23 protein-coding genes and 1 riboswitch are annotated in these 22,085 nt (G+C 38.3%); of the genes, 12 read left to right on the top strand and 11 right to left on the bottom strand.

Annotated elements, in window-relative coordinates:
* The first annotated feature begins 54 nt into the window (after nucleotides 1–54).
* On the top strand, nucleotides 55–264 hold the full coding sequence (gene copZ, locus ACFW35_RS15605) for a copper chaperone CopZ (protein WP_379847031.1): 210 nt from the start codon (nucleotides 55–57) through the stop codon (nucleotides 262–264).
* Between the two features lie 60 nt (nucleotides 265–324).
* Here the strand turns inward: copZ and wrbA are convergent, their stop codons facing one another.
* The 3 genes from wrbA to ACFW35_RS15590 all read right to left on the bottom strand — a co-directional run bounded on the left by wrbA (nucleotide 325) and on the right by ACFW35_RS15590 (nucleotide 2,308).
* Nucleotides 325–951 (bottom strand): NAD(P)H:quinone oxidoreductase, encoded by a 627-nt coding sequence (wrbA, locus tag ACFW35_RS15600; RefSeq protein ID WP_077363234.1) that lies wholly within the window; start codon nucleotides 949–951, stop codon nucleotides 325–327.
* A 97-nt stretch (nucleotides 952–1,048) separates the two neighbouring features.
* Nucleotides 1,049–1,519, bottom strand: coding sequence for a hypothetical protein (locus ACFW35_RS15595; RefSeq protein WP_379847029.1), 471 nt, complete (start codon nucleotides 1,517–1,519; stop codon nucleotides 1,049–1,051).
* A gap of 123 nt (nucleotides 1,520–1,642) precedes the next feature.
* Complete coding sequence (locus ACFW35_RS15590) at nucleotides 1,643–2,308, bottom strand: phosphatase PAP2 family protein (protein WP_379847027.1); 666 nt, start codon at nucleotides 2,306–2,308, stop codon at nucleotides 1,643–1,645.
* A gap of 339 nt (nucleotides 2,309–2,647) precedes the next feature.
* Here ACFW35_RS15590 and ACFW35_RS15585 point away from each other — a divergent pair, with 339 nt between their 5' ends.
* From ACFW35_RS15585 to ACFW35_RS15550, 8 genes are all read left to right on the top strand, one after another.
* The gene (locus ACFW35_RS15585; RefSeq protein ID WP_077363228.1) at nucleotides 2,648–2,872 is read left to right on the top strand and encodes a hypothetical protein; all 225 of its coding nucleotides are present in this window, start codon (nucleotides 2,648–2,650) and stop codon (nucleotides 2,870–2,872) included.
* 75 nt (nucleotides 2,873–2,947) lie between these two features.
* On the top strand, nucleotides 2,948–3,160 hold the full coding sequence (locus ACFW35_RS15580) for a hypothetical protein (RefSeq protein ID WP_379847025.1): 213 nt from the start codon (nucleotides 2,948–2,950) through the stop codon (nucleotides 3,158–3,160).
* 44 nt (nucleotides 3,161–3,204) lie between these two features.
* Nucleotides 3,205–4,674, top strand: a complete 1,470-nt coding sequence (locus ACFW35_RS15575) for an MFS transporter (RefSeq protein ID WP_379847023.1) — start codon at nucleotides 3,205–3,207, stop codon at nucleotides 4,672–4,674.
* A 181-nt stretch (nucleotides 4,675–4,855) separates the two neighbouring features.
* Nucleotides 4,856–5,413: a DJ-1/PfpI family protein gene (locus ACFW35_RS15570; RefSeq protein ID WP_379847021.1), complete on the top strand. Its 558-nt coding sequence runs from the start codon at nucleotides 4,856–4,858 to the stop codon at nucleotides 5,411–5,413.
* Between the two features lie 220 nt (nucleotides 5,414–5,633).
* Nucleotides 5,634–6,278: an FMN-dependent NADH-azoreductase gene (locus ACFW35_RS15565; protein ID WP_379847019.1), complete on the top strand. Its 645-nt coding sequence runs from the start codon at nucleotides 5,634–5,636 to the stop codon at nucleotides 6,276–6,278.
* A 93-nt stretch (nucleotides 6,279–6,371) separates the two neighbouring features.
* Entirely contained in the window at nucleotides 6,372–6,983 is a 612-nt protein-coding gene (locus ACFW35_RS15560; protein ID WP_379847017.1) for a nitroreductase family protein, read from the top strand.
* Between the two features lie 106 nt (nucleotides 6,984–7,089).
* On the top strand, nucleotides 7,090–7,284 hold the full coding sequence (gene ytzI, locus ACFW35_RS15555) for a YtzI protein (protein WP_379847015.1): 195 nt from the start codon (nucleotides 7,090–7,092) through the stop codon (nucleotides 7,282–7,284).
* A gap of 32 nt (nucleotides 7,285–7,316) precedes the next feature.
* Complete coding sequence (locus ACFW35_RS15550; RefSeq protein WP_379847013.1) at nucleotides 7,317–8,240, top strand: DNA-3-methyladenine glycosylase family protein; 924 nt, start codon at nucleotides 7,317–7,319, stop codon at nucleotides 8,238–8,240.
* 272 nt (nucleotides 8,241–8,512) lie between these two features.
* On the opposite strand, the gene ACFW35_RS15545 is transcribed toward ACFW35_RS15550, so the two are convergent.
* From ACFW35_RS15545 to ACFW35_RS15515, 7 genes are all read right to left on the bottom strand, one after another.
* On the bottom strand, nucleotides 8,513–9,445 hold the full coding sequence (locus tag ACFW35_RS15545; protein WP_379847533.1) for an ATP-grasp domain-containing protein: 933 nt from the start codon (nucleotides 9,443–9,445) through the stop codon (nucleotides 8,513–8,515).
* A 333-nt stretch (nucleotides 9,446–9,778) separates the two neighbouring features.
* Nucleotides 9,779–10,990 carry a DUF4129 domain-containing protein gene (locus ACFW35_RS15540; protein ID WP_379847011.1) on the bottom strand — a complete coding sequence of 404 codons (1,212 nt, stop codon included), beginning with the start codon at nucleotides 10,988–10,990 and terminating at the stop codon, nucleotides 9,779–9,781.
* On the bottom strand, nucleotides 10,984–12,198 hold the full coding sequence (locus ACFW35_RS15535) for a DUF58 domain-containing protein (RefSeq protein WP_379847009.1): 1,215 nt from the start codon (nucleotides 12,196–12,198) through the stop codon (nucleotides 10,984–10,986). The genes ACFW35_RS15540 and ACFW35_RS15535 overlap by 7 nt, the downstream gene beginning before the upstream one ends.
* Nucleotides 12,199–12,200: 2 nt before the next feature.
* On the bottom strand, nucleotides 12,201–13,148 hold the full coding sequence (locus ACFW35_RS15530; RefSeq protein WP_379847007.1) for an AAA family ATPase: 948 nt from the start codon (nucleotides 13,146–13,148) through the stop codon (nucleotides 12,201–12,203).
* 452 nt (nucleotides 13,149–13,600) lie between these two features.
* On the bottom strand, nucleotides 13,601–14,401 hold the full coding sequence (gene bacA / locus ACFW35_RS15525; RefSeq protein ID WP_379847005.1) for an undecaprenyl-diphosphate phosphatase: 801 nt from the start codon (nucleotides 14,399–14,401) through the stop codon (nucleotides 13,601–13,603).
* A gap of 136 nt (nucleotides 14,402–14,537) precedes the next feature.
* Complete coding sequence (locus ACFW35_RS15520) at nucleotides 14,538–15,125, bottom strand: 3D domain-containing protein (protein WP_379832768.1); 588 nt, start codon at nucleotides 15,123–15,125, stop codon at nucleotides 14,538–14,540.
* Between the two features lie 226 nt (nucleotides 15,126–15,351).
* Complete coding sequence (locus ACFW35_RS15515; protein WP_083207652.1) at nucleotides 15,352–15,507, bottom strand: aspartyl-phosphate phosphatase Spo0E family protein; 156 nt, start codon at nucleotides 15,505–15,507, stop codon at nucleotides 15,352–15,354.
* Nucleotides 15,508–15,719: 212 nt separating this feature from the next.
* On the opposite strand from ACFW35_RS15515, the gene ACFW35_RS15510 reads away from it, so the two are divergent.
* On the top strand, nucleotides 15,720–17,297 hold the full coding sequence (locus ACFW35_RS15510; protein WP_379847003.1) for a cation:proton antiporter: 1,578 nt from the start codon (nucleotides 15,720–15,722) through the stop codon (nucleotides 17,295–17,297).
* A gap of 24 nt (nucleotides 17,298–17,321) precedes the next feature.
* Here the strand turns inward: ACFW35_RS15510 and ACFW35_RS15505 are convergent, their stop codons facing one another.
* Nucleotides 17,322–17,489, bottom strand: a complete 168-nt coding sequence (locus tag ACFW35_RS15505) for an aspartyl-phosphate phosphatase Spo0E family protein (RefSeq protein ID WP_083207653.1) — start codon at nucleotides 17,487–17,489, stop codon at nucleotides 17,322–17,324.
* A gap of 41 nt (nucleotides 17,490–17,530) precedes the next feature.
* Nucleotides 17,531–17,617: riboswitch (cyclic di-GMP riboswitch) on the bottom strand.
* Nucleotides 17,618–17,868: 251 nt separating this feature from the next.
* Here ACFW35_RS15505 and ACFW35_RS15500 point away from each other — a divergent pair.
* Nucleotides 17,869–19,179 carry a hypothetical protein gene (locus tag ACFW35_RS15500; RefSeq protein ID WP_379847001.1) on the top strand — a complete coding sequence of 437 codons (1,311 nt, stop codon included), beginning with the start codon at nucleotides 17,869–17,871 and terminating at the stop codon, nucleotides 19,177–19,179.
* On the top strand, nucleotides 19,176–21,962 hold the full coding sequence (locus ACFW35_RS15495; protein WP_379846999.1) for a DEAD/DEAH box helicase: 2,787 nt from the start codon (nucleotides 19,176–19,178) through the stop codon (nucleotides 21,960–21,962). The genes ACFW35_RS15500 and ACFW35_RS15495 overlap by 4 nt, the downstream gene beginning before the upstream one ends.
* Nucleotides 21,963–22,085: the final 123 nt, after the last annotated feature.

The following is a 22,085-nucleotide window of genomic DNA, read 5'->3' as shown; positions in this document are numbered from 1 at the left end:
CAAGAAAACATGATTTGCGAAAACAGCCAAACTAAAAAACAGGAGGAATAAATTATGGAAAAGAAAACATTAAAAGTAGAAGGCATGACTTGTGGACATTGCAAAAGTGCGGTAACAAACGCATTAACAGAACTTGAAGGGGTAAAGAATGTTACTGTTCACCTTGAAACAGGAACGGTAGATGTAGAAGTTGATGAATCAAAAGTGTCTGATTCAGAGATGCGTGAAGCGATCGAAGAACAAGGATATGACGTAAAAGCATAATATGAAAAGCCTCCCAGCATTCCGGGAGGCTTTTTTTATGAAGTGATAGGTTGTCCGAATTTAAATATTTCCCTTTAATGCTTTAGCTACTTTCGCTACACGAGCCCCTAAACGAGAAGCCATTTTTTTCTCAGCATCAACAGGCTGTTTGCTTCCGTCAGCTCCTGCGACGGTTGAAGCCGCATACGGTGAACCGCCGATGCCATCTGCTGTCATCTGTTCAGGATTCTCACCATAAGGCAGGCCTACATAAATCATTCCAAAGTGCATAAGCGGAACGAAAGAGGTAATAGCCGTAGATTCCTGTCCTCCATGTATCGTGTTTGAGCTTGTAATAACAGCGGTTGCTTTGCCTTCAAGATCACCATTAGCCCAAAGACCACCAGCAGAATCTAATAGCTGTTTGATTTGTGCGGGCATCATGCCGTATCGAGTAGGGATCCCCCAAACAATTCCATCAGCCCATTTCAAATCATCCAAAGTGACTTCAGGAATATCAGACTGTGCTTCTTGCGCTTTTACATAAGCGTCTTGCTGAGACATATATTGTTTTGTCACTTCAAACTCAGGAACTTTTACGACTTTCACTTCAGTCCCATCTACTTGCTTAACTCCTTCAGAAGCGGCGAGGGCCATCTCATAAATATGTCCATATGAACTGTAATATACAACCAAAATATTAGCCAAAATGTTTCCTCCTTTAAAGTTATGACTGTAATACTCTTCCCGATTTTTTGTTTTTGAAATCATAAAAAAATCCGCCTGAATGTTCAGGCGGTCATTTTTAATAATAGGGATATTGATATGGGTAAGGGTAGTACGGATATGGATAAGGCGGGTATGGATAAGGCGGATATGGATAAGGCGGATAGTAAGGATAAAGAGACAAAGCTGCAAGTGTGGCCAGCGGAAAGATCTGGCGGTAGAATCTCCTGTACCGCGGTCTTCCATGCCATTGACGCTGATTTTGTTGCTGAGTTCCCTGCTGCTGCTGCATAGTCTGCTGCGGTCCAGCAGCTTGCTGTCCTGTTCCTTGTCCCTGAGCCATTTGTGGACTTTCTTGTTCATCTGCTGGCATCATGTCCTGTGGAACAAGCATATACACATTTTTCTTGTCTAAATCAGTTATGATTCCTTCTGTTTGCTGACCATCGTTTGTTTTAACAATCACATGGTAATACATATGATGCTGACAAGTTTGGTGCATGTTTTGAGCGCGTACTTGTTCGTCATATTCCTTTTGATTATTGCTCATTGTTATCACTCCTCCCCACTTTATTTCTATTTATTATTTTTACTTGTTATGCATAACTAAATAAAATCCATATTTTTGCGCAAAAAAAAGAACCGCAAACTAGCTGCAGTTCTTTTTTCTAAATTAACTTTTTTCCGTGCTCTGAAGTTTGGTTTTAAACATGCGTTTAAAAAAGTTAAATACTGTTTCAGCTTCCAGATAATAAAACAGCTTAAATAACAAGCTTCCTAATAACACACCAGCAACTACATCCAATACAACGTGTTGTTTAACAAATAGGGTCGATAAGATAATACTGTATGCGATGGTTGAAACGATCATATCTTTTTTAATGGTCCAAAGTTTACTATGGCGTATGCCCAAAATCATTAAATAACTGCTTAATACATGAATACTCGGGAAGCAGTTGAAAGGCTGATCAGCTCCATATACGTATTTGACCATACTCGTTAATATTCCATTTCCCATCAGCTCAGGACGTGGAACTGTCGTTTGGAAAAAGAAATAAATAATGTAGCAACCCAGCATGCCTACACAAAAACTCAACAATGTCCGGTAATAAATAGCTCTGTCGTTTATACAGAAATAAACAAACATTAAAAAGATAAACGCATACCATAACAGATACGGTACTACAAAAAATTCTACAAAAGGTATTTGATGATCTACTGCTGTAATGAGTTGCCTCGCTCCACGTTCCCCATCATTTAACACCTGATAGATGATATTTAGCAAAGGGATAGAGAGGAGAAGACATAATGCTAAAATATTTTCTTTTACGATACGCAATACGAACTACTCCTTTGTCTATATCATCAGCTTTTAATTCTATACCCGTTTAACAATGTTTTACACGTTTTTAATATACCTTTTAGACATTACCATAATATGGTTGTTTTGTCATAGGAATTGAGGCGTATTTTCATAAAAATTTTTCAGCTTTTTTTGACTCTATTTGTAGTGTTCCCAGTAAGGCTCTAAAAAGGGTTTCCACTATTTGCGACAAGTAGTAATTCTATCCGTTTAAGTATGAAAATAATTTTGACTTTTCTGACAAAAGTCTTATAATGAAGGTACAACCGTGTAGACCTAATGCATAATTAACCTCTTTGAAAGGGAGTGTTATGGATGTATGTAGGCAATACCATTAAGGTTAACCGCTATAATGGCGAGTTCTTTGAGATTAGTCAGAAGTGGCTCATGGAAGTGGTATGGAACAAGTATAATATGCCTTTGCATGAGTTTTTGCTGTCATACGACAAATTTGACAGCGATTATATTTATTCGCTTGCTGTTCGTAACGCTGTAGAATTTAAACTGGAATTTGACGAGGACTACCTGTATATCGGGTAGTTTTTTTATTTTGCTAATGTCAAAAGCCCGCCTTCCTACATACAATGGTTTAGGATTCAGGGGGAGGGCTCAAATATGGCGAAAAAAAGTGCAAAAAAGAAAGTTAATAAATATGATAGCGTAATAAACAAATATCAGCACACGCTGAAGATGGTCACAAGTGAAACGTGCATTGCCTGCAAAACGCAATGTGCAAGAGGACTCGATTATATAGAACGAATGTCAAAACCAGGTGCAATGGGAAAAGGCGTAGCGTGCCATCTTACAAAAGGAAAAGGACATAAATAAATTAAATTTAAAACTGACCCATGAGGATATGGGTCAGTTTTCGCTTGTCCAGCGAGATTTACACTCGCTGGACGAGCGGTTATTGGGATTTACGAGCGGTTATTGGGATTTACGAGCGGTTATTGGGATTTACGAGCGGTTATTGGGATTTACGAGCGGTTATTGAGATTTATGAGCGGTTATTGAAATTTACGAGCGGTTATTACAACATTCCATTTTTTCGTATGCTATCATTTAAAAATAGATATTACCAGAATAAGGATGGTGCGCATTTGATTAAAGCAAAACGTTCTTTTCATTTTTTATGGAGCGGTCAAACATTGGGGAATTTAGGAGATATTCTTTATATCATATGTTTGATTACTCTTGTCTATAAAGAAACGGGATCTGTCCTGCATATGGCATTGATTCCTTTTGCGAAAACGTTGTCTTTGCTGGTTTCGGGTTTTATTGCTCCACTATACATTGAAAAGTACAGAAGATATACATTACTGACAATAACCTTGACCCTTAAGACTTTCCTTTTGCTTTTTCTTTGTTTGCTAGCCAACTATGGAATAGATACTCAATTAACTTATATCCTTTTATACATATTAATTATCAGTATCTCGATGCTAGAAGGAATCGGTAATCCAGCACGCCGTTCTATGATTCCGGATTTAGTGAAAGAAGAAGAGCTTGTAAAAGCAAATAGCTTTATTAGTATTACAAATCAAACTTCAATGCTGCTTTCGTGGCCATTGGGGAGTATCCTCCTAGTGGTATGGGGAGAACAGAATATGCTGTGGCTTACGTTTGGACTTTTTTTGATTTCTTCTATTTTAACTGCTCAAATTCAAATTGGAGAAGTAGATAACAATGAACAAAAAAGTGATTCTAAATGGAACACGATTAAAGAAGGCTGGCACCTGATTTTCCAATCAAAAAAGCTAACAACACTTACATTAATGGATGTCTTGGAGAATTTCGGTCATGGTGTATGGATTGCAGCTATTTTATATGTATACGTAGAAACTGCTATTGGTAAAGGTGAAGAGTGGTGGGGGTATATTAATGCTGTGTTTTTTGCCGGTATGATGGTTGCGGGTATTGTAGTCTACAGATTCTCGAAAAAAATGGAATCTCATCTGGGATTAGTTATCATGACTTCAACATTATGTTTGCTTGGTTTAAATGTATGGTTTGGGCTGACTTCGTCTGCATGGGCAGCATTATTGGTATCGTTTATTTTCGGATTTCCTCAGATGGCAAGAGATGTATCGCAATATACACTCATTCAGCAAACTTATAGAGATAAACAGCTTGCAAAGGTCTATGCGTCACACGGTACACTCGTATATGGTACATTTGGTATTGCGACCTTAGTGCTCGGCTGGTTTGCTGAGGAGTATGGGATTCGTGCGACCTATATGCTTGTCAGCACTATGTTTTTACTCTCATTTATTATTGCGTTTACTAACCGAAAAGTATTAAATACAAACAGACATTCAGATGCTTTTCATCAAGCAAATTGATGGTTTCCGGAGACTTCATACCATCATAAGTTGGGAAAACTGCTTGTTTTATACTAAAAAGAAAGCACATGTTCTCCTTCAATTTTCCCAATACAAAGCTAGCCGGCTCCCTGTTAAAATAGGATTACACCCACTTTCAAACGAAAGACGGGGAAATTGGTAACAGGAACGGGTGAATGATGTGAAAAAGAAAGTACTTGTCTATTTATATCCGCAATTTAGAGAAGTGGAGATCATGACAACTTTATCTATTATAGGTAAGAAATATGAAGTGCTCCCTTTTTCGCTTTTACCGGGAACAGTTACTAGTGAATGCGGATTAATGATGCAGCCTACGATCAAAATGAAAAATATAAGCCCTATGGATTATGAAATGCTTATTATCCCAGGAGGGAAACAAGCTTTTACTCAAGGTAATCCGAGGCTTCTGCATCTTCTGCAAGTATTTGATCGTGAGGGAATTAAAATAGCGGCGATTGGTAACGGAGCTGCCATTTTAGGACGAGCTGGCATTCTTAACGGCAAATCATATACCGTTTCTTTGCGTGAAGAGGAATTTGCAAAGACAGCAAACTGGCTGAATGGCACTTATGTGTCTAAACAGATCGTGGAAGACAAAAACATACTAACTGCAAAAAGTCATGCTTATATTGACTTTGGCTTAACGATAGGGGACCGCTTGCAATGCTTTGACGGCCTCGAAGAATATAACTTTTTTAAAGGTACGAGTTCTTTTTAACTTTGCTCCCCTTTTCGCTCTCTGGTTTAAAACTGGAGAGTGTTTTTTAATGGAAATAATTACTAATTAAGTATTTGGTAATATTAAAAAGTTCATAGCTTGACAAAAGTAAGTTAAACTCTTAAGATATAAAAAGAATTAACTTACTAAAGAGAAGTTGATTTCTAAAAGTTTACTAAAAATACAAATAAACCTTATTACTCAAAGGAGAGAACTACTTATGAAAGTACTTTACATCAATTCAAATCCAAAGCCATTAGATCAATCATTCGGACTTCGTTTAGGGCGTCATTTCTTAAATGAGCTTTCTAATCAAAATGAAAACATTGAGATTGAAACAGTTAATCTTTATGAAGAAAATATCCCCTTAATCGATGCAGATGTTCTAGATGCTTGGGGCAAATTAGCTGCTGGTCTTGAGCTTTCACCATCACAAGTGGAGAAAACAACTAGAATGGGTGAGATTTTAGAGCAATTCCTTTCTGCAGATATGTATGTTTTCAACACGCCTATGTGGAACTTGAGCTATCCGCCAATGCTTAAAGCTTATATCGATAACGTTGTCATGGCTGGAAAGACTTTTAAATACACGGAAAACGGACCACAAGGACTTCTTGGAGAAAAGACAGCTGTACACATTCAATCACGAGGCGGAGTATACTCTGAAGGACCTGCTCAAAGCTTTGAATTTACAAATGGCTACCTTCGAGGGGTAATGGCATTTATCGGGATTACAGATTACCACCATGTATACACTGAAGGCATGGCGGCCGCTCCAGATCGTGCTGAAGATATTCTGGATGCAGCAAGAGAGACTGCATCAGAATTGGCAAAAGAATTAGCATCTGCTAAACGAAACGCATAAATTTTACACTGATAACGAACAGTTTTAAGAGGAATTCTAAAAAAGGTGTCTGAAGTTTAGACACCTTTTACTTTTTTAAGGAGTGGAGAGAAAATGAACGAAACTTTTAAAGTAATGGAAGAAAGAGCATCGGTAAGACTTTATCAAAAGGATAAAGAGATCCCAAATGAGACTCTTCATAAAATTTTTGAAATGGCAGGAAAGGCTCCATCTGCATGGAATCTTCAGCACTGGCGCTTTATCGTGGTTACTTCACAAGAACAAAAAGAAAAATTGTTTCCGATCGCCTACAATCAAAAGCATGTTCTTGATGCATCTGCAGTAGTAATTGTCCTTGGTGACACTGAAGCTGATAAAGTGGCTGCAGAAGTATTTGAAAAAGCACCTGAAGAAGCGCGGAATATTTTGCTTAAGAACATCAAAAGCGCTTACTCTCAAGGGCGTCCATTAGGGGAGAGAGAAGCCCTTAAGAATGCTTCACTTGGAGCTATGCAGCTGATGCTCGCGGCAAAAGCGCTAGGTATTGATTCATGTCCGATGACAGGCTTTGATCACGAAGCTATCTTGCCTGCACTTGGTATTCCTGAACGATTCATTCCTGTAATGATGATTACTCTTGGTTATGCAGACGGACCAGCAAAGCCAACGGAACGCTTTGATATTAACCGTTTAATCATGCATGAAAAGTACGAAGAAAAACTTTAAAACGTACCAGCAGTCTATAGTCATATACATGGCTTAGGCTGCTTTTTTATTTGCAAGATATGCTATTATACAAGTATAAAGTCAATTTTTTGAAAAAGGAGCACCTATGAGCACGCTAACGATATCAATACTCATTACACTGGTGATTATCGTGTTTGTAATCATTATTTTTGCAGCTGCGATAACAAAAGGGTATTCATACAAACATACTGTAGACAAATTGGAAGACAATCCTTATTTACAAAGTAAAAATGAAAAAAATGATGCTAATCTAAAAGAACCAGAAGAAACATACAAATAGTCTAGAAAGTCTTAGAGGAGATGGAGCGAAGTATGAATTTTACGATTTCACCTAAGCCGCCATTTGATTTTCAAAAAATGATGAAGCGTTTAACAGTCACCGGAAAAACACATGTTTTAAAACTCTCTGATGATTTTACTCAGTATGAAAAGATTGTACATATTGAAAATGTATCTTGCTACATAAAAATCAACACAGAAGGTTCTGTTGAGAAACCGCTTCTTTCGTGTCAGGTCATACCTTTAGACGGAAAAATTTCAGAAACAAAAGCAAAGATGAAAATTCAACAGCTCTTCTCTACAGAATTGGATCTATCACCGCTTTATGACCATTTCTCTGATCATAAAGAATTAGGTTCAGTGCTCAAACGATTTAAAGGTCTGAAGCTTTTAACTGAAACCGATCTTTTCGAAGCTATTATTAAAATCATAATCGGTCAGCAGGTTAACTTAACGTTTGCGGGTACATTAACAGATCGGCTGATCAAATTTGCCGGGAAAGAGATAGAGGTAGAAGGGAATGTCTTTCAAATCTTTCCTTCGCCAGAAAGTACTGCAAAATTATCTTATGACGATCTGCGCGAACTTCAGTTCAGTCAGCGGAAAGCAGAATACATCATAGACCTTGCAAGAATGATAACTGATGGCAAACTGGATTTAGAAGCTTTGTGGAATAAGTCTGATGAGGAGATTATTCAAATACTTCTTCCAATCAGAGGGATAGGGAAGTGGACGATCGAGTGTCTATTGATCTTTGGGATGGGCCGCCCTGATATTCTGCCTGCTGCAGATATCGGTTTAAGGAATGCTGTTCGTAATGTCTGGAATTTAGAAAATCAGCCTTCTGAAGAAGAGGTCAGGCGGTTAGCTGAAGATTGGAAACCTTGGAGAACTTACATAACCTATTATTTATGGGAAAGCTTGAATCAAACGCCAGAGGTTGTTGATCATACATAAAGGCTGTTTTCGCATACTTTGTTGTTTTTGAAAGAGGTAAATTTCCGCTTCAGGACTCCCTTTTTGCAGGGTGTGCGGTGAGCCCATTCGCCGCTTTGCGTCAATGAATGGTCTCACCTTTCCCACTCATCCTGCTGGAGTCTCGTCCTTCAGCTTCAATTAACTAATCAATGAAGAAGTCTTAAAAACATCTCTATAGCAACAATTTTTCAGAACAGTCTACGTAAAAAAGGTGAAGAGCTTTTCAAGAGTTCTTCACCTTCGTTTTGTATTTATTGATTCAATTCTTTTCCTAAAAACTCTGCGATGGCTTTCATGCCAAATATGCCAGCTTTCTCTTCGGCTTCACGGTTGTAATTCGTGTTCGTATTTACATCATACGCATACACGTTTCCGGATTTATCGGTAATGATTTCAATTCCGGCAAATGTTATGCCATTGGCTTTTAAGAATGCCTCAAAGTTTGATTGATAAGGAAGGGTGAAGTTTTCTAGAATTTTAAACTTTGGTTCAGGTTCTTGGGGCTGATCGGTAATTGGACAAAATTGATCCCCGATCTGGCAGGCATCTGCTGGACAAAGTTCAAAACCTTCGGAAGTATCCACTTTTACTGCATAAAGAAACTTCCCGCCTATAAATTCGCAGCGTACGATAAAAGGTTCAGGTGCCTCAATATAATCCTGCAGCAAAGTAATCCCATCTATGGATTCATCAAAAGTATCTCCATTTACATAAGATTCGAGAGCGGATTTTGTTTGAAACAATTGTACCCCAAGCCCTTTTCCAGCCCGGTTGTGCTTTGTGATGAACGGACCATCAAAGTGTATGGAGGCTTTTAAAAGTTCTTCTTTTCCATAAGCCGCAATAGTACGGGGTACAGGAATATCAAACGCCTTTAATGCGCTGTATTGATTTACTTTGCTGATCTCAAGCTGAAGTGCCCGGCTGTTATTGAACACTTTTCTGCCGTAGCTTTCAAGCCATGCTAAAACAGCAGAAGTATATTCTGGCGCGTAACGGTGGCCGCGAGTATGAGAAGAAGCACTCATCCGATTATAAAAAACGCCTTCGGGAGGAGCCTGTGTTAAATCAATATAGCCTTTTGACATGTGCCAGTCTTCATAGGGAAGACCTAATTCTTCAAAGCGCTGGAATAAAGGTGCGGTCCATTCGCTATTTTCGTGGATAACATATATTTTTGGAATCATTGTAATCCTCCTTAAAACTTAATTCCGACTGTTTCTATATCCCTAGTCTAATATAGGAGGTTTAGAATGAAAAGAAATACAGATGATTTTTGTAAAGTCGCTTCTTAGCCAGTTGTTTGGAGTAAGGTGCGTGCCTGTCACTTGAGAAGCTTCTCGCAAGGCATGCGACGAGGAAGCGCACTCCGGTAGCATTTGGCTTGCAGACGCAGGAGCACAATCTTCATTGAATGGAATGTTCATCTCTCGCGAAAAGCGAGCATCCTGGAACGGAAATCAACAACTTCCATGAGCAACAGAGTTTACGAAAACAGTCACCACAAAAAAGAAGCCTTATTTAGACTTCTTTTTCTGAAGATGCTCTGATTTTTCGAATTTTTTTATAGCTTTTGCGTAAAGGCTGAAATCATCATTTGTTATTTCTTCCTCGCCATAACGCACCTTTTCATAGGCTTGTAAAACGGATTCGGCTTCATCACCAGAAAGTTTTAGGCGTTCAAACCATAAATGAGCTGATTCTCCAGGTAAACGTCCATATCCTCGTTTATCCATCGTTTTTTCAAAGTGCAGAAACTTTTTTCTCGTTCTGTCTTTTGGCTGAAGCCATCTTCTCCTACCAAAAGCAGTTCCGTTTAAATCTGAGCTGGTTAATGCTGAAACATTTCCCGTTAAAGCTGCGTCTGCTCTTAGATTAAATAATAATTTTTTTCTCCAGATAAAAATGACTACTATTAGCACAAGTAAGGCAGCAGCAGTCCACCAGAGAAGTGAGTAATCATTTACGAATTCCTGCGGCTGTTGTTCGAGAATCTCGTCGGCTATCCCGACTTCTGAATTACCATCGTCATTATCTTTTTTAAAGAGTTTCATTAAATAAGCAATTGGTATAGCCAGCAAACTGAATAACTCCCATAGTGGAACTGCCACAATGTAATACATCAAGAATAGAACTCCATCTAAAATCCAGTAGATAAATTGTTTAAGAGGTCCTAAAAAAGCAAAAACGACACCGCTCAATGCAACAAGGAAAAGCGGAACAGAAAAGTCTCTCCATACTTTATCACCATCTGAATTCTTAAAATAGTGAACAGTCATTTTTATTGCAAGCATGAGCATGAATTGTATCCATACTGCACCATACATGACAGTGAATCCATCTTTGAAAAAGAAAGAAAGGACGAGTGCAAACACCGCACTAATTGTTAAGATGATTTCCAAATCAGTTTTAAAAGGGTCCTGCCAATTTTCTGAACTTCTCCAAGTAATGATTACAGCAAGTATTGCAGAAAAAAGTATAGAGGACGTCATAAACCAAAAAGACAAAGTAGATATGAGAATAGTACATACCAATGTAAGTTTTAATAGATTGGGTTTGTAAATATATAAAACGCCACTTACAGCAATAATAGGCAGCAATACTGCTGCGTAAAAGACTAGATCCAGCCATGAAGCTCCTTGTACAAGGAGAACATAAAATAAAAAGAGAAGCATGGCATCAAAGGTTAAGTTCATTCCATACAAAATCAATTTCTGGCTATTTAACATGGAACGACCTCCTTAGAAGAGTAAGGCATCAAGTATGCTTCCGTCCCGGTTTGATTAACCAAAAAGACCTTACCGCCGGACTTAATCCATTTATTCGTAATGAATTGTGTATTTGTATCGTTTGGAATATGACCCAAAAGGATAATAAAAGGAACAGATCCAGCAAAGTTACGATCCATTTTTGTCCACATAATGTTCGGTTTGACAGTAACATTTGAGCGGTCAATACGAGCAAGTCCTTCTAGTACCTTACTTAAGTGCTGCGGACCGCTTCCGGTTGTTACATGATACATTTCTAATGGACCAGGTACTTTAAAGTTAATGTAAACTTCAAATGGAATGTTCTTCTCGGCAGCAAATTGGCACATATAGGCAAGAAAACTTATTTCGGTTTCCATTTGCTCAGAAGATTTCATATCTTTATGATCAGGCAAGATGGTATATACGAATGTCCAATGATAGACTACCGTTTTTTCAAAAACCTTTGTTTGAAGAGTTCCTGTTCTAGCAGTCGCTTTCCAATGCAGTTTGTGAAAGGAATCACCATACGCATAATCACGGTTTCCGGCAGGTAGTGAGACATTCTCAAACAATGCAAATGGACGTGCTGCTTCACCGCTTCCTTGATGGAAAAGATGTTCAATCTTATGAACAGGAAGTGGTCTAGGATAAACAATAATCTCAGCAGGAAAAAGTTCCTGAAGTGCTAAAGCTTGACCACTTGTCTGAAGCGGATCATGGATTTGCAGTAAAAGGTTAGAAATTCTTGTAGTACCTCTCTTTCTTGCTGTAAAAGGTATTGTTTGTGTATACGCCGTTTTTCTATAAATAGCAAAAGGCCTTTTCAGTTCAATCCTTCCTTTTGAACTCTCAATTTCATCTATGTTCGATTCAGAAATGACATCTCGATGAGTTAAAAAGAGCTCACCTCTGAATGATGGCCATCTTCCCGTATGAAGCAGTTTTATATAAAATTCATCTGAATCTCCAGGAAACAGACGGTAAATCTGTTTAGTTGAATCCAGTTTTAAATCTTGAGCAGCTGATTTGAATTGTAATAACGTAGCACCATACAAAAATAAAATGACCAGACCTAAAACAAAAAGAAAGGATATATTTCGATAAAATCCGATTACGAGAATTAATGGACTAAATAAAACAAGCGCTTTAAAGATCGGCTTGATCCAGATCTGATTACTCCATTGCATGATTATCTTCCTGCCTCAGATTCAACAGGGACATCAATGGATTCAAGGATATCTTTTAGTATTTGTTCTTTTGTTTTTCTCATTGTTCCTTCCATTGAAAGAACTAAACGATGAGATAGAACATAAGGAGCAACACGTTGAACGTCATCCGGTGTAACGAAAGTTCTTCCATTTACATAAGCTGCGCCTTGAGCAGCTTTCATGAAAGCAAGTGTTCCACGAGGAGAAACACCGTTTTCGATAAACTCATGCTGGCGTGTAGCATGGACGATCGATAACAAATAATTTTCAATTTCATCACTTACAAAGATCTGTTGGACTTCTTCTTGCATTTTTATAATGTCCTCTAGAGTAAAGACAGGTTCGAGCAGCTCTTGTGGGTTTTGAGCACGATACATATGCAGCATATCTTTTTCCTGAGTAAAGTCTGGATAACCTGATGGAAGTTTCATAAAGAATCGATCAAGTTGTGCTTCAGGCAGCGGGAAAGTACCATGTGACTCAATCGGATTTTGTGTTGCTATTACTAAAAAAGGGGAAGGCAGCTTCAAAGTTTCTCCGTCAATGGTTAATTGGCGTTCTTCCATTACTTCTAATAAACTGGATTGAGCACGCGGGGTAGCACGGTTAATCTCATCGGCTAATAAGATGTTCGTCATGACAGGACCAGGACGCATTTCGAATTCTTGATGTTTTGGATGAAAGAACTGAATACCTGTAATATCTGCAGGAAGAATATCGGGAGTGAATTGTATACGTTTGAAATCTCCATCTATTAAACGTGCAAGACTTTTGGCAAGTACAGTTTTGCCGGTGCCTGGTACATCCTCTAATAAAAGGTGTCCCTTATTAACTAAAGCGATCATAGTAAGTTCAACAAGTTCATCTTTCCCTGTTAATACTCCAGCAATCGCGTTTTTAACAAGGTTTACTTGATTTACAATATTCATAAAATTCTTCCTCTCAATGGTTAGATAAGTTAACCATACCATTATTACAATATTTAGAAAATAATAATTGTAATATTTTTGAAATTATTGTAATTTTAAATAAAGTCTGTCTTCGCAATCAATTACGCTAGTGGAAGTGGTTGATTTCCGTTCCAGGATGCTCGCTTTCCTCGGGGCGTGCGGTGAGCCTCCTCGCGCTTTGCGCCTTTAGGAGTCTCACCTGACCGCTTCAAGTAAGTATCCTTGCTCCTGCGTCTAAAAGTAAATGCTACCGATGTGAGCTTCCTCGTCGCATGCCTAGCGAGAAGCTTCCCAGGTGGTAGGCACGCACCTTGCACTCCAATCAACTAGTCAATGAAGCATACTCAAGAAAATGTTCAAAAGCAGCAATCTTTTAGAAAAGAGCAAAAATAAAAAGCTTACCGCACAAAGTGAGCGGTAAGCTTTAAATTTTAAAGATAGAAGAAAAGAGCTAACACAGCAGCTATAATAAATCTATAATATGCAAAAGGAGTTAATTTTACTTTTGCGATGAGTTTAACAAAGAATAAAATAGCTACTGCTGCTACTAGAAATGCTGTAACAAATCCAGTTAAGAAGAATGGAAGATCAGCTGCACTTAATATGTCACGGCTTTTATAAAGATCGAGTCCGGATGCTGCAATCATAATCGGAACTGCCTGAATAAATGAAAAATCTGCAGCTGTACGATGATTGAGTCCTGAAATCAAACCGCCTGAAATAGTTGCTCCAGAACGTGAAAAACCTGGCCATAAAGACAGACATTGAAACAATCCAATTTTCAAAGCTTGTTTATAAGTCATGTCATCAAGGTCTGCCGCATTAACCCCTTTTTTATTCTGCACCTTCTCAGCAATCAGCATTAAAAATCCGCCGATAACAAGTCCGACAATGACTGTTTTAGGAGAGAACAGATGCGCCTTAATAAAATCATGAACAAGAAGTCCAATGATTACAGCTGGCATTATTGCAATAAAAATATGTCCGAGGTTTAAGCTGTTTTCCTTTTTAGCCATTTTGCCGACACCCAGTAAACTCCAAAGGCGATTCCAGTACAGAACAACTACAGCCAGAATGGAACCAAGCTGAATAACAATTTCAAAAGTCTTTGCTTTGTCTCCCGTAAAATCTAGCATATGTCCCGCAACAATTAAGTGACCAGTTGACGAAACCGGAAGAAATTCTGTAATACCTTCTATAATACCCATTACGATTGCAACCCAAAGAAACATACATTCACCTTCACTTATTTTAAATTCATGAAATCTATTATAGTCGAGAAGAAGAGTATTGTCATATTCTTTTTCTAGTTAATTATGTAAGATTTTGTACAAATGAAAAAAGATGGGGAAGAGAACCCCATCTTCATTAGTTGATGATTGTAATATTTACGTTCTTTCTGCCCCAGTTGACAGCGTCTGAGTAGTTCTGCATATATACATCAATTTCGTTCCCGTTGATGCCTCCGCCTGTATCAGCTGCTACAGCATAACCATAGCCTGGTACATATACAACTGAACCCATTGGAATTACATCTGGATCAACTGCAATTACTTTTGCGTAAGGAATCTCTTTAAGGTTTGTCCCGCTTGAAGTAGTTCCGCTGCAGCCTTCGCAATTTGCTGTGTAAGCTGTTGCTGCGACAGTCATACCTTTTCTTTGAATATTGTTTTGGATACTATTAAAAGTTTGCTGCCCTGCAATACCATCTACTGATAACCCTTTAGCTTTTTGGTATTTAATAACTGCATCTTTAGTGACTGGACCATAATATCCTGTTGTTACAGCAAAATCAAAATATCCCATGGCTTTTAATTTGCCTTGAAGTTCATAAACATCATTGTCCCATGTACCTGGTCGAAGAGTGTGATCACCCATTGCTGCAAATCCGCTAACGGGAGCAGAAACGAGCAATCCGAATGCCATAGCTCCTGTAATTACCCATTTTTTTATCATAATAACTCCTCCTAATATGTATAATTGGTTAAATACGCCTCGGTTGCCAATTATACTAATCGAATATGACAGAAGCATTAGGAGAAGATAACAAAGAGATTACAATATTATTTTTATATAATAATAGGTAAATTAGTAAGTATATGGATGAGAGGTGGAGTAAGCTAAAAAATGATAGAGGTTTTTGCGGTTCTCGACAAATTTCCCAGGAAATAGACAAGGATTGTTAATTATCGTTCCTTTCATCATTCCATTCATCAAGACGGTTTAATAACTGATCTAGTTCTTGACTGCATATAACTGTTTCCTTCGCTGTAAGCCCATACGTTTTTCCAAGACAAAGCAAGACTTCGCGTTTTTCTTCAATTAATTGTAGCAGCATGGATTATTCACAACTTTCATGAAAGATTTTGTCTCAATAAATATGCATTATTTTTAAGAAAAGAAAAAGGGTTTCGTGGAAAGAAGTGATAATGTTACAAGATTCAACAACAATCGATGATAATATGTCGATTTATCTGAGTATCCTGTTGACTATTTTTTGAAGGGGGAGGGAAATATATAGGTAGAGAAATAGTTTGAGAGGAGAACAATATGCATCACTCGTTGAATATTGCGTTCATTTTATTGGCTGTAGCGGTTGGTGTAACTGCCTTGGCAAAGAAAATAAAAAAACCTTATCCAATTGCACTGGTGGTAGTAGGAGCGATCATCGGTCTTGTACCTCTTCCGGCTATGGACCCTTTAAAAGAAATTGTTGAAGAGGGTTACACATTTCAATTTATTATCATTTCGCTTTTGTTGCCTACTTTACTAGGAGAAGCAAGTTTGAAACTTCCATTCAGCCACTTGAGGGAAAATGCAAAAGCTATAGGTGCATTGGCAGTTGGAGGAACCTTTCTTACCTTTTTGATTATAGGTGCTGGATCTTATTACATATTAGATTTGAGTCTTCAAACGGCTTTTGTATTTGCTGCTTTAATGAGTGCGACAGATCCCGTATCCGTTTTAAGCATTTTTAAAACTCTTGGAGTGAACCGAAAACTTTCAACTGTAATTGAAGGAGAAAGTTTGTTTAATGATGGATTAGCAGTTGTTTTTTTTATTATTGCCTCAATCTACCTGCCTTCTTATATTGAAATGGGTGCAGGGGGAATACTGGCTGCTGTTCTGATGCTTTTTAAAGTTGCGATCGGCGGTGCTATTGTAGGTGGAGGATTAGGATATATTTTTTCAAAGTTTACGAGCTGGTACGACGATTACCCGCTGGAGATTTTGTTTTCTATACTATTATTTTATGGCAGCTTCCTAATCGCAGAGTCCATACATGTATCGGGGGTAATTGCTGTTGTAGTTGCAGGTCTCGTCTTCGGAAATTATGGTGCCAAAATAGGGATGAGTCCAACTACTAAAATAAATATACATTCTTTTTGGGATGTTTTAGCGCTGTTTGCGAATTCACTAGTGTTTCTGCTTGTAGGATTGGAAATCGCCTATATCGATATCAATGATAAATGGGGATTAATTGCAGCAAGTATTCTTTTAGTGCTTTCTGCAAGAACGGTGGCAGTATACACCTCAATGCTGCCTATAAAAGGTATACCAGCAAAATGGAAGCATGTGCTTATTTGGGGCGGACTAAAAGGATCTTTGTCAATCGCTCTTGCGCTAAGTTTACCAGGAGATTTTCCGGGTCGGGAAAATATTATTATTTTAGCATTCTCTGTCGTTTTCTTTTCTTTGTTAGTACAAGGGATGACAATCTCCTCATTAATCAACAAACTGAACATAAAGGGCCCAAATAAAGAAAGAACAGAATATGAAGAGGCAATGACCGCTGTTCATAGATATGATTACGCAATAGAAAGACTTCATCAGTTAAAGAGCGAGGCTGTTATTTCCACAATCGTTTTTGAAAGAATGAAAGCATTGTATGATCATAAACAAAAGGAAGCGAAAGAAACACTGGATGTGATGTATGAGGAGCACCCCGAGTGGAGGAAGAAACAAGAACATATTGCTTCAATTGAGGCTCTGTATGCAGAACATGAGGCGATTAAAAGATTGCTAAGAAAAGATATGATATCCAGCCAGCTTGCAGAGGAAGAAATCGAGCGGATTATTGATCATATTGAACAGAAGAAAAATAAATATTATGAAGAAGAAATTTAAAAAATGGCCAAAATAGGCCATTTTTTATATGTTTTCTTGTCTTGATAGAGTGAATTGATTGAGAAGCTGATCGAGCTGCTGACTGACTTTAACTATTTTTGGATGTGCCAGTTCATGGTTCAGCTGGAGTGAAGTGCGATACAGCTCTTCTCTTAATAGGCTAATTCGGTCTTGAATCGTATGCTCCTTCATATGTATATCTCCCTTGCAATTATTACCGACGAAGGAGTTCATTCGGCAACTGGCTGGCATATCATTTAAAAGACTTAGCCCCTGTAGCTTTGCGTCCTTCTCTTTCGAAAAGTTTGCCCTTTCGTCGATTGATTCAATAAGTATAGCAGAACGTTTTTACAAAAAAATACAAAATGATACAACAGTATAGTTTTTCGTAGGTGAAAAATTATTCTATTACTAATGATATCGGACGAGACATTAATAAGTTTAAGAGGAACAAAGTTGTTTTTTTGGTCAACTTAAGGAATTTCCTTTAAAATAGAAATGATATGCAATGAATGAGCAAACGACTAATTTGCTATAATTGGTAATAACAACTTGAAGGAGGGGAGACGGAATGAAGCAACCAGAGGAAGACGATGAAAGAAATCGTACACAATATGATTCCCCTGAGAAGAAAGTTCAAAATACACATTCGGTTCAGTTGTGGCGTGAGTATTTTTCAGAACGATTCGAGACATTCGAAAAACGGAAAATGCAAACCGTCTCCTTTCGGGATCTTGCTGACGGAAAAGATACGAGCTACACATTTGTTCATATCTACCGCGATTATTATCCCGCACTCTTAAATGCTGGACAATTTTTTGATGAAGATATCGCATTGCTATATAGATATCATGTACAAATTGAAACGCTTATCCGCTTATTTTCGTTTGAAGCACAATATGGGATAGCTACTTATATGCAGGCGAACTTTGATGCTACAGTTGAAAAATTATCCGATCAAATCTATGTGGCATTAAAAGAAATGAATAGTGAAAAACTTCTAAATGAAAATAAAAAACTCGTCGAAGAGAGTCTCCGAAACTTTCAAAGTCTTTATGAGATCCCTCCTAAATGGGGTTATTTATTATTTTATCTTTTTCAGATCAGCTGGTCTCTACTTTATTATGAGAGAACATGGATCGAAAAATATGAAAAACAATTGCTGGAAGAAAAAGAATCTGGCAAAGCATCTCAAATGCTTGAGCTTGCTCTCGTGCATTTTGCTTTTGCACGCCAGCAGGATGATCTTGCTTTTGAACGTTTGGGTCAGAATGATAAGAAAGTGGAAATGGTGCATTACCTTGTCTGGATGAAACTTTTGGTTGATAAGCAGGAATGGGAGCGTCTTTTGTCATGGCTTCTTTATTTGAAACCAAATTTCCTGGATGGTGTCAGTTCTTATTATTATCATTCAGATGCTCGTGAATTTTTCCACGAATACCTAAATTATTTCTGGAAATACGCACAGCATACAGGTGACGAAGAACAGTATGAAGAAATGCTTATTGAGTTCCTGCCGATCACTTTCTATGAGTACGGCGAATATTTAATGGTAATCGGTGAACATGAGAGATGGGTGGAGCTTCAAGTAATCATGGGCTACTCACCAGAGCTCATTCAGCGAAAGGATTTAAAAGAAGTTCTTTCTTTTGAAAAGGAAACGGTTTTGCCGATCTATCATCAAACGATTGACAGGCTGATTAATGAACGGACAAGAAAATCATATCAATCGGCCATAAAGCATTTAAAAACGCTCCGGACAATTTACTTTGATATTGGTGAAGAAGAACGATTTTCTCTATATATTGAACAAATTGCAACGATCTATGGACGGTTAAGAGCGTTTCAGGAAGAGTTAAGGAAAGGAAAGTTTATTTCATGATCGATACAAGCAATCTTTTACTTCACGCAAAATGGCTTCATGGAAATATGGTTTTATGGGCCACTAAAGATAAGAAAAGAGTGCATGTGAACGATTGGAAACCTCTTTTATTTACGTGGCATCAGCCATCTTTTTATGGGACGCTGCTCGATATAGATGACGATCAAAATATATATATAAACGCGGGAGAAGCTTTTGTGCTGTTCAATCGCTATCCGGATTTTTTTCTTTCTGAAAATACGTGGGAAAAAGATGCTTGGCAAGTGGTGAAAGAAGCAAATCATTTTGATAAATTAATTAAATCCGATCTCGTGTCTCCTGACTTTGAAGCTTGGAAATCAGGTGAATGGTCATGGAAAGCTGAGGGTAAACGCATCGAGTCTCCTTGGATAAATGAGGCTCTTTCAACTTTGCCTGATGCTGGCTATTCAGCAATGCCGTCATCTTTTAACAAAGAACTGGTTAGAGGTAATTCAAGACAGATAATCTCTGCCTTAGGGCACTTGGATGAAGAAGAATGGCTGATCAAAATCGGCTGGAGGGAAGATCCTAAACCTTTTAAACTGATTTTTGAATTATCCGAGCCTGCTGATGAGAAAGATAAGGATATATGGAACCTGAATGTCTTTCTTCAGGAAAAAGAAGATGGTATTCGTGTTCCCTACAAAGGAAAAAGCACTCTCTTGCCTGATGAATGGAAACCTTATCTAACTCTGCTGGAAAGTGATATGGAGCTTGTTTCTAAGCTTATATCCTGGCTTAAGGTTGACAGCCGTAAAGAAATTAAAGAAGAAATTACGGAAAAAGAAGCATGGGATTTCCTTACTTTAAAAAGTGATCTACTCCGCCAGATAGGTATATCAAGTATTCTTCCCGAATGGTGGCAGACGGTTCAGGAACTGCAGCCGAAAGTTAAAGCAAAAATTAAGACTAAACCGCAAACTGGTGGCGGAGCGCCGTCCTTTTTAGGGTTAAATGCAATTATGCAGTTTGACTGGCGGCTTTCTACTGGAGATGAAGAGCTATCGGAGGAGGAATTCCGCAAGCTGGTCGATGGCAGCAGAAGGCTTGTCCGCAGGAATGGTCAATGGTACAGAGTAGATCCTGAATGGATGAAACAAGTCCGGCACCTCATCAAAAACGTGGACCGTACTGGCATTCAGTTAAAAGATGTATTAGAGCAGCATCTTTTAAATATGGAAACAAACCCTGCTGATGATGAACTTGATGGTATTGAGTTTGAAGGGCCAATGCTTGATATGGAATGGGGTGAGCCGCTCAATCTGTGGATGGATCAGCTTTCTGAAATCAAAACGATACCTGTTGAGCCAAAAGCTGAAAATCTGCAAGGAACACTTAGAGATTATCAAAAGACAGGAAGCTCCTGGATGTATTTTCTTCGAAAGTTTGGGCTTGGCGGATGCCTTGCAGATGATATGGGACTCGGTAAAACAGTCCAGACAATCGATTATTTTTTAAAGGTAAAAGAAAAAGGGGATCTGGAAGGCACCTTTTTATTGGTGTGTCCTACATCTGTTATTGGGAACTGGCAAAAAGAACTTGAGCATTTTTCTCCTTCCTTGACAGTTGGTTTGCACTACGGCTCTAACCGGAAAAAGGGAGAAGACTTCGAGGCATGGTATAAGAATTACGACGTTGTCATTACTTCATATACAACGTGTCAGCTTGATTTCACCGAAATGGGTGGAACGTTTTGGGAAACAATTGTCCTCGATGAAGCTCAAAATATCAAGAACAGCTACACAAAGCAGTCCAGAAGTATACGCAAGCTGAACGGGCGTCACAAGATTGCATTAACAGGAACACCTGTTGAAAATCGTTTGCTTGAACTTTGGGCGATATTTGATTTTCTTAATCCTGGTTATTTAGGAAGTGAGCCCTCTTTTCAGAAGAAGTTTGTCCTGCCGGTCGAAAAAGAAAACGATAATGTGAGGCTGCAGCAATTAAAGAGACTTGTTCAGCCATTCTTACTCCGGCGTACGAAGGCAGATCCTGCTGTTCAGCTGAATCTGCCTGAAAAACAAGAAATCAAAGAATATTGTCCTCTAACAAAAGAGCAGGCTTCTTTATATGAAAGACTTGTTCAGGATACATTCGAACAGCTTGAAAAAGTAACGGGCATGCAGCGTCGCGGCTTGCTGCTCGCTATGCTAGGAAAACTAAAACAGATTTGTGATCATCCTGCCCTTTATACGAAGAATGACAAATTAACAAAGCTAGAGGATCAATCAGCTAAATTTTCCAAGACGATTGAGCTCCTTGAAGCCATTTTAGAAAAAGATGAAAAATGCCTAATCTTTACCCAGTTTATATTTATGGGTGAGCTGATTAAGAAGTACGTAGAGAAGAAGTTTGGAAAACCTGTTTTGTTCTTACATGGAAGCTTATCGAAGCAAAAACGTGATGAGATGATAGACAGTTTCCAAAATGGGGATAACGCTATATTCATCTTATCGTTAAAAGCAGGCGGAACAGGTTTGAATCTGACAGAAGCAAATCATGTCATCCACTATGACAGATGGTGGAATCCTGCAGTTGAAAACCAGGCAACTGACCGTGCTCATCGAATCGGGCAAAAGAAGTTTGTTACGGTGCATAAGATGATCACACTTGGCACACTCGAAGAAAAGATCGACATGATGCTCGAAAGTAAAAAAGAGCTGTCAGAGAAAGTGATCCAGAGCGAAAACTGGATTACGGAATTATCAACAGATGAACTGAAAGACTTATTTACTCTGCGCAAAGAGTGGGTAGAGACTTGATGGATATGAAGACATGCTGCTTGCATGTCTTTTTTTGTGTGCCTGGCACAGGTATGTCAAATTATCATTCAACATTGTCAAATTATTAACCATATGTGTCAAATTATGAACCGGCTTCGTCAA

The organism is Fictibacillus sp. NPDC058756, from assembly GCF_042746035.1.
Classification (GTDB): domain Bacteria; phylum Bacillota; class Bacilli; order Bacillales; family Fictibacillaceae; genus Fictibacillus.
The sequence above is the reverse complement of the archived record's forward strand: the minus strand, read 5'-3'. Positions and strand labels throughout refer to the sequence as shown.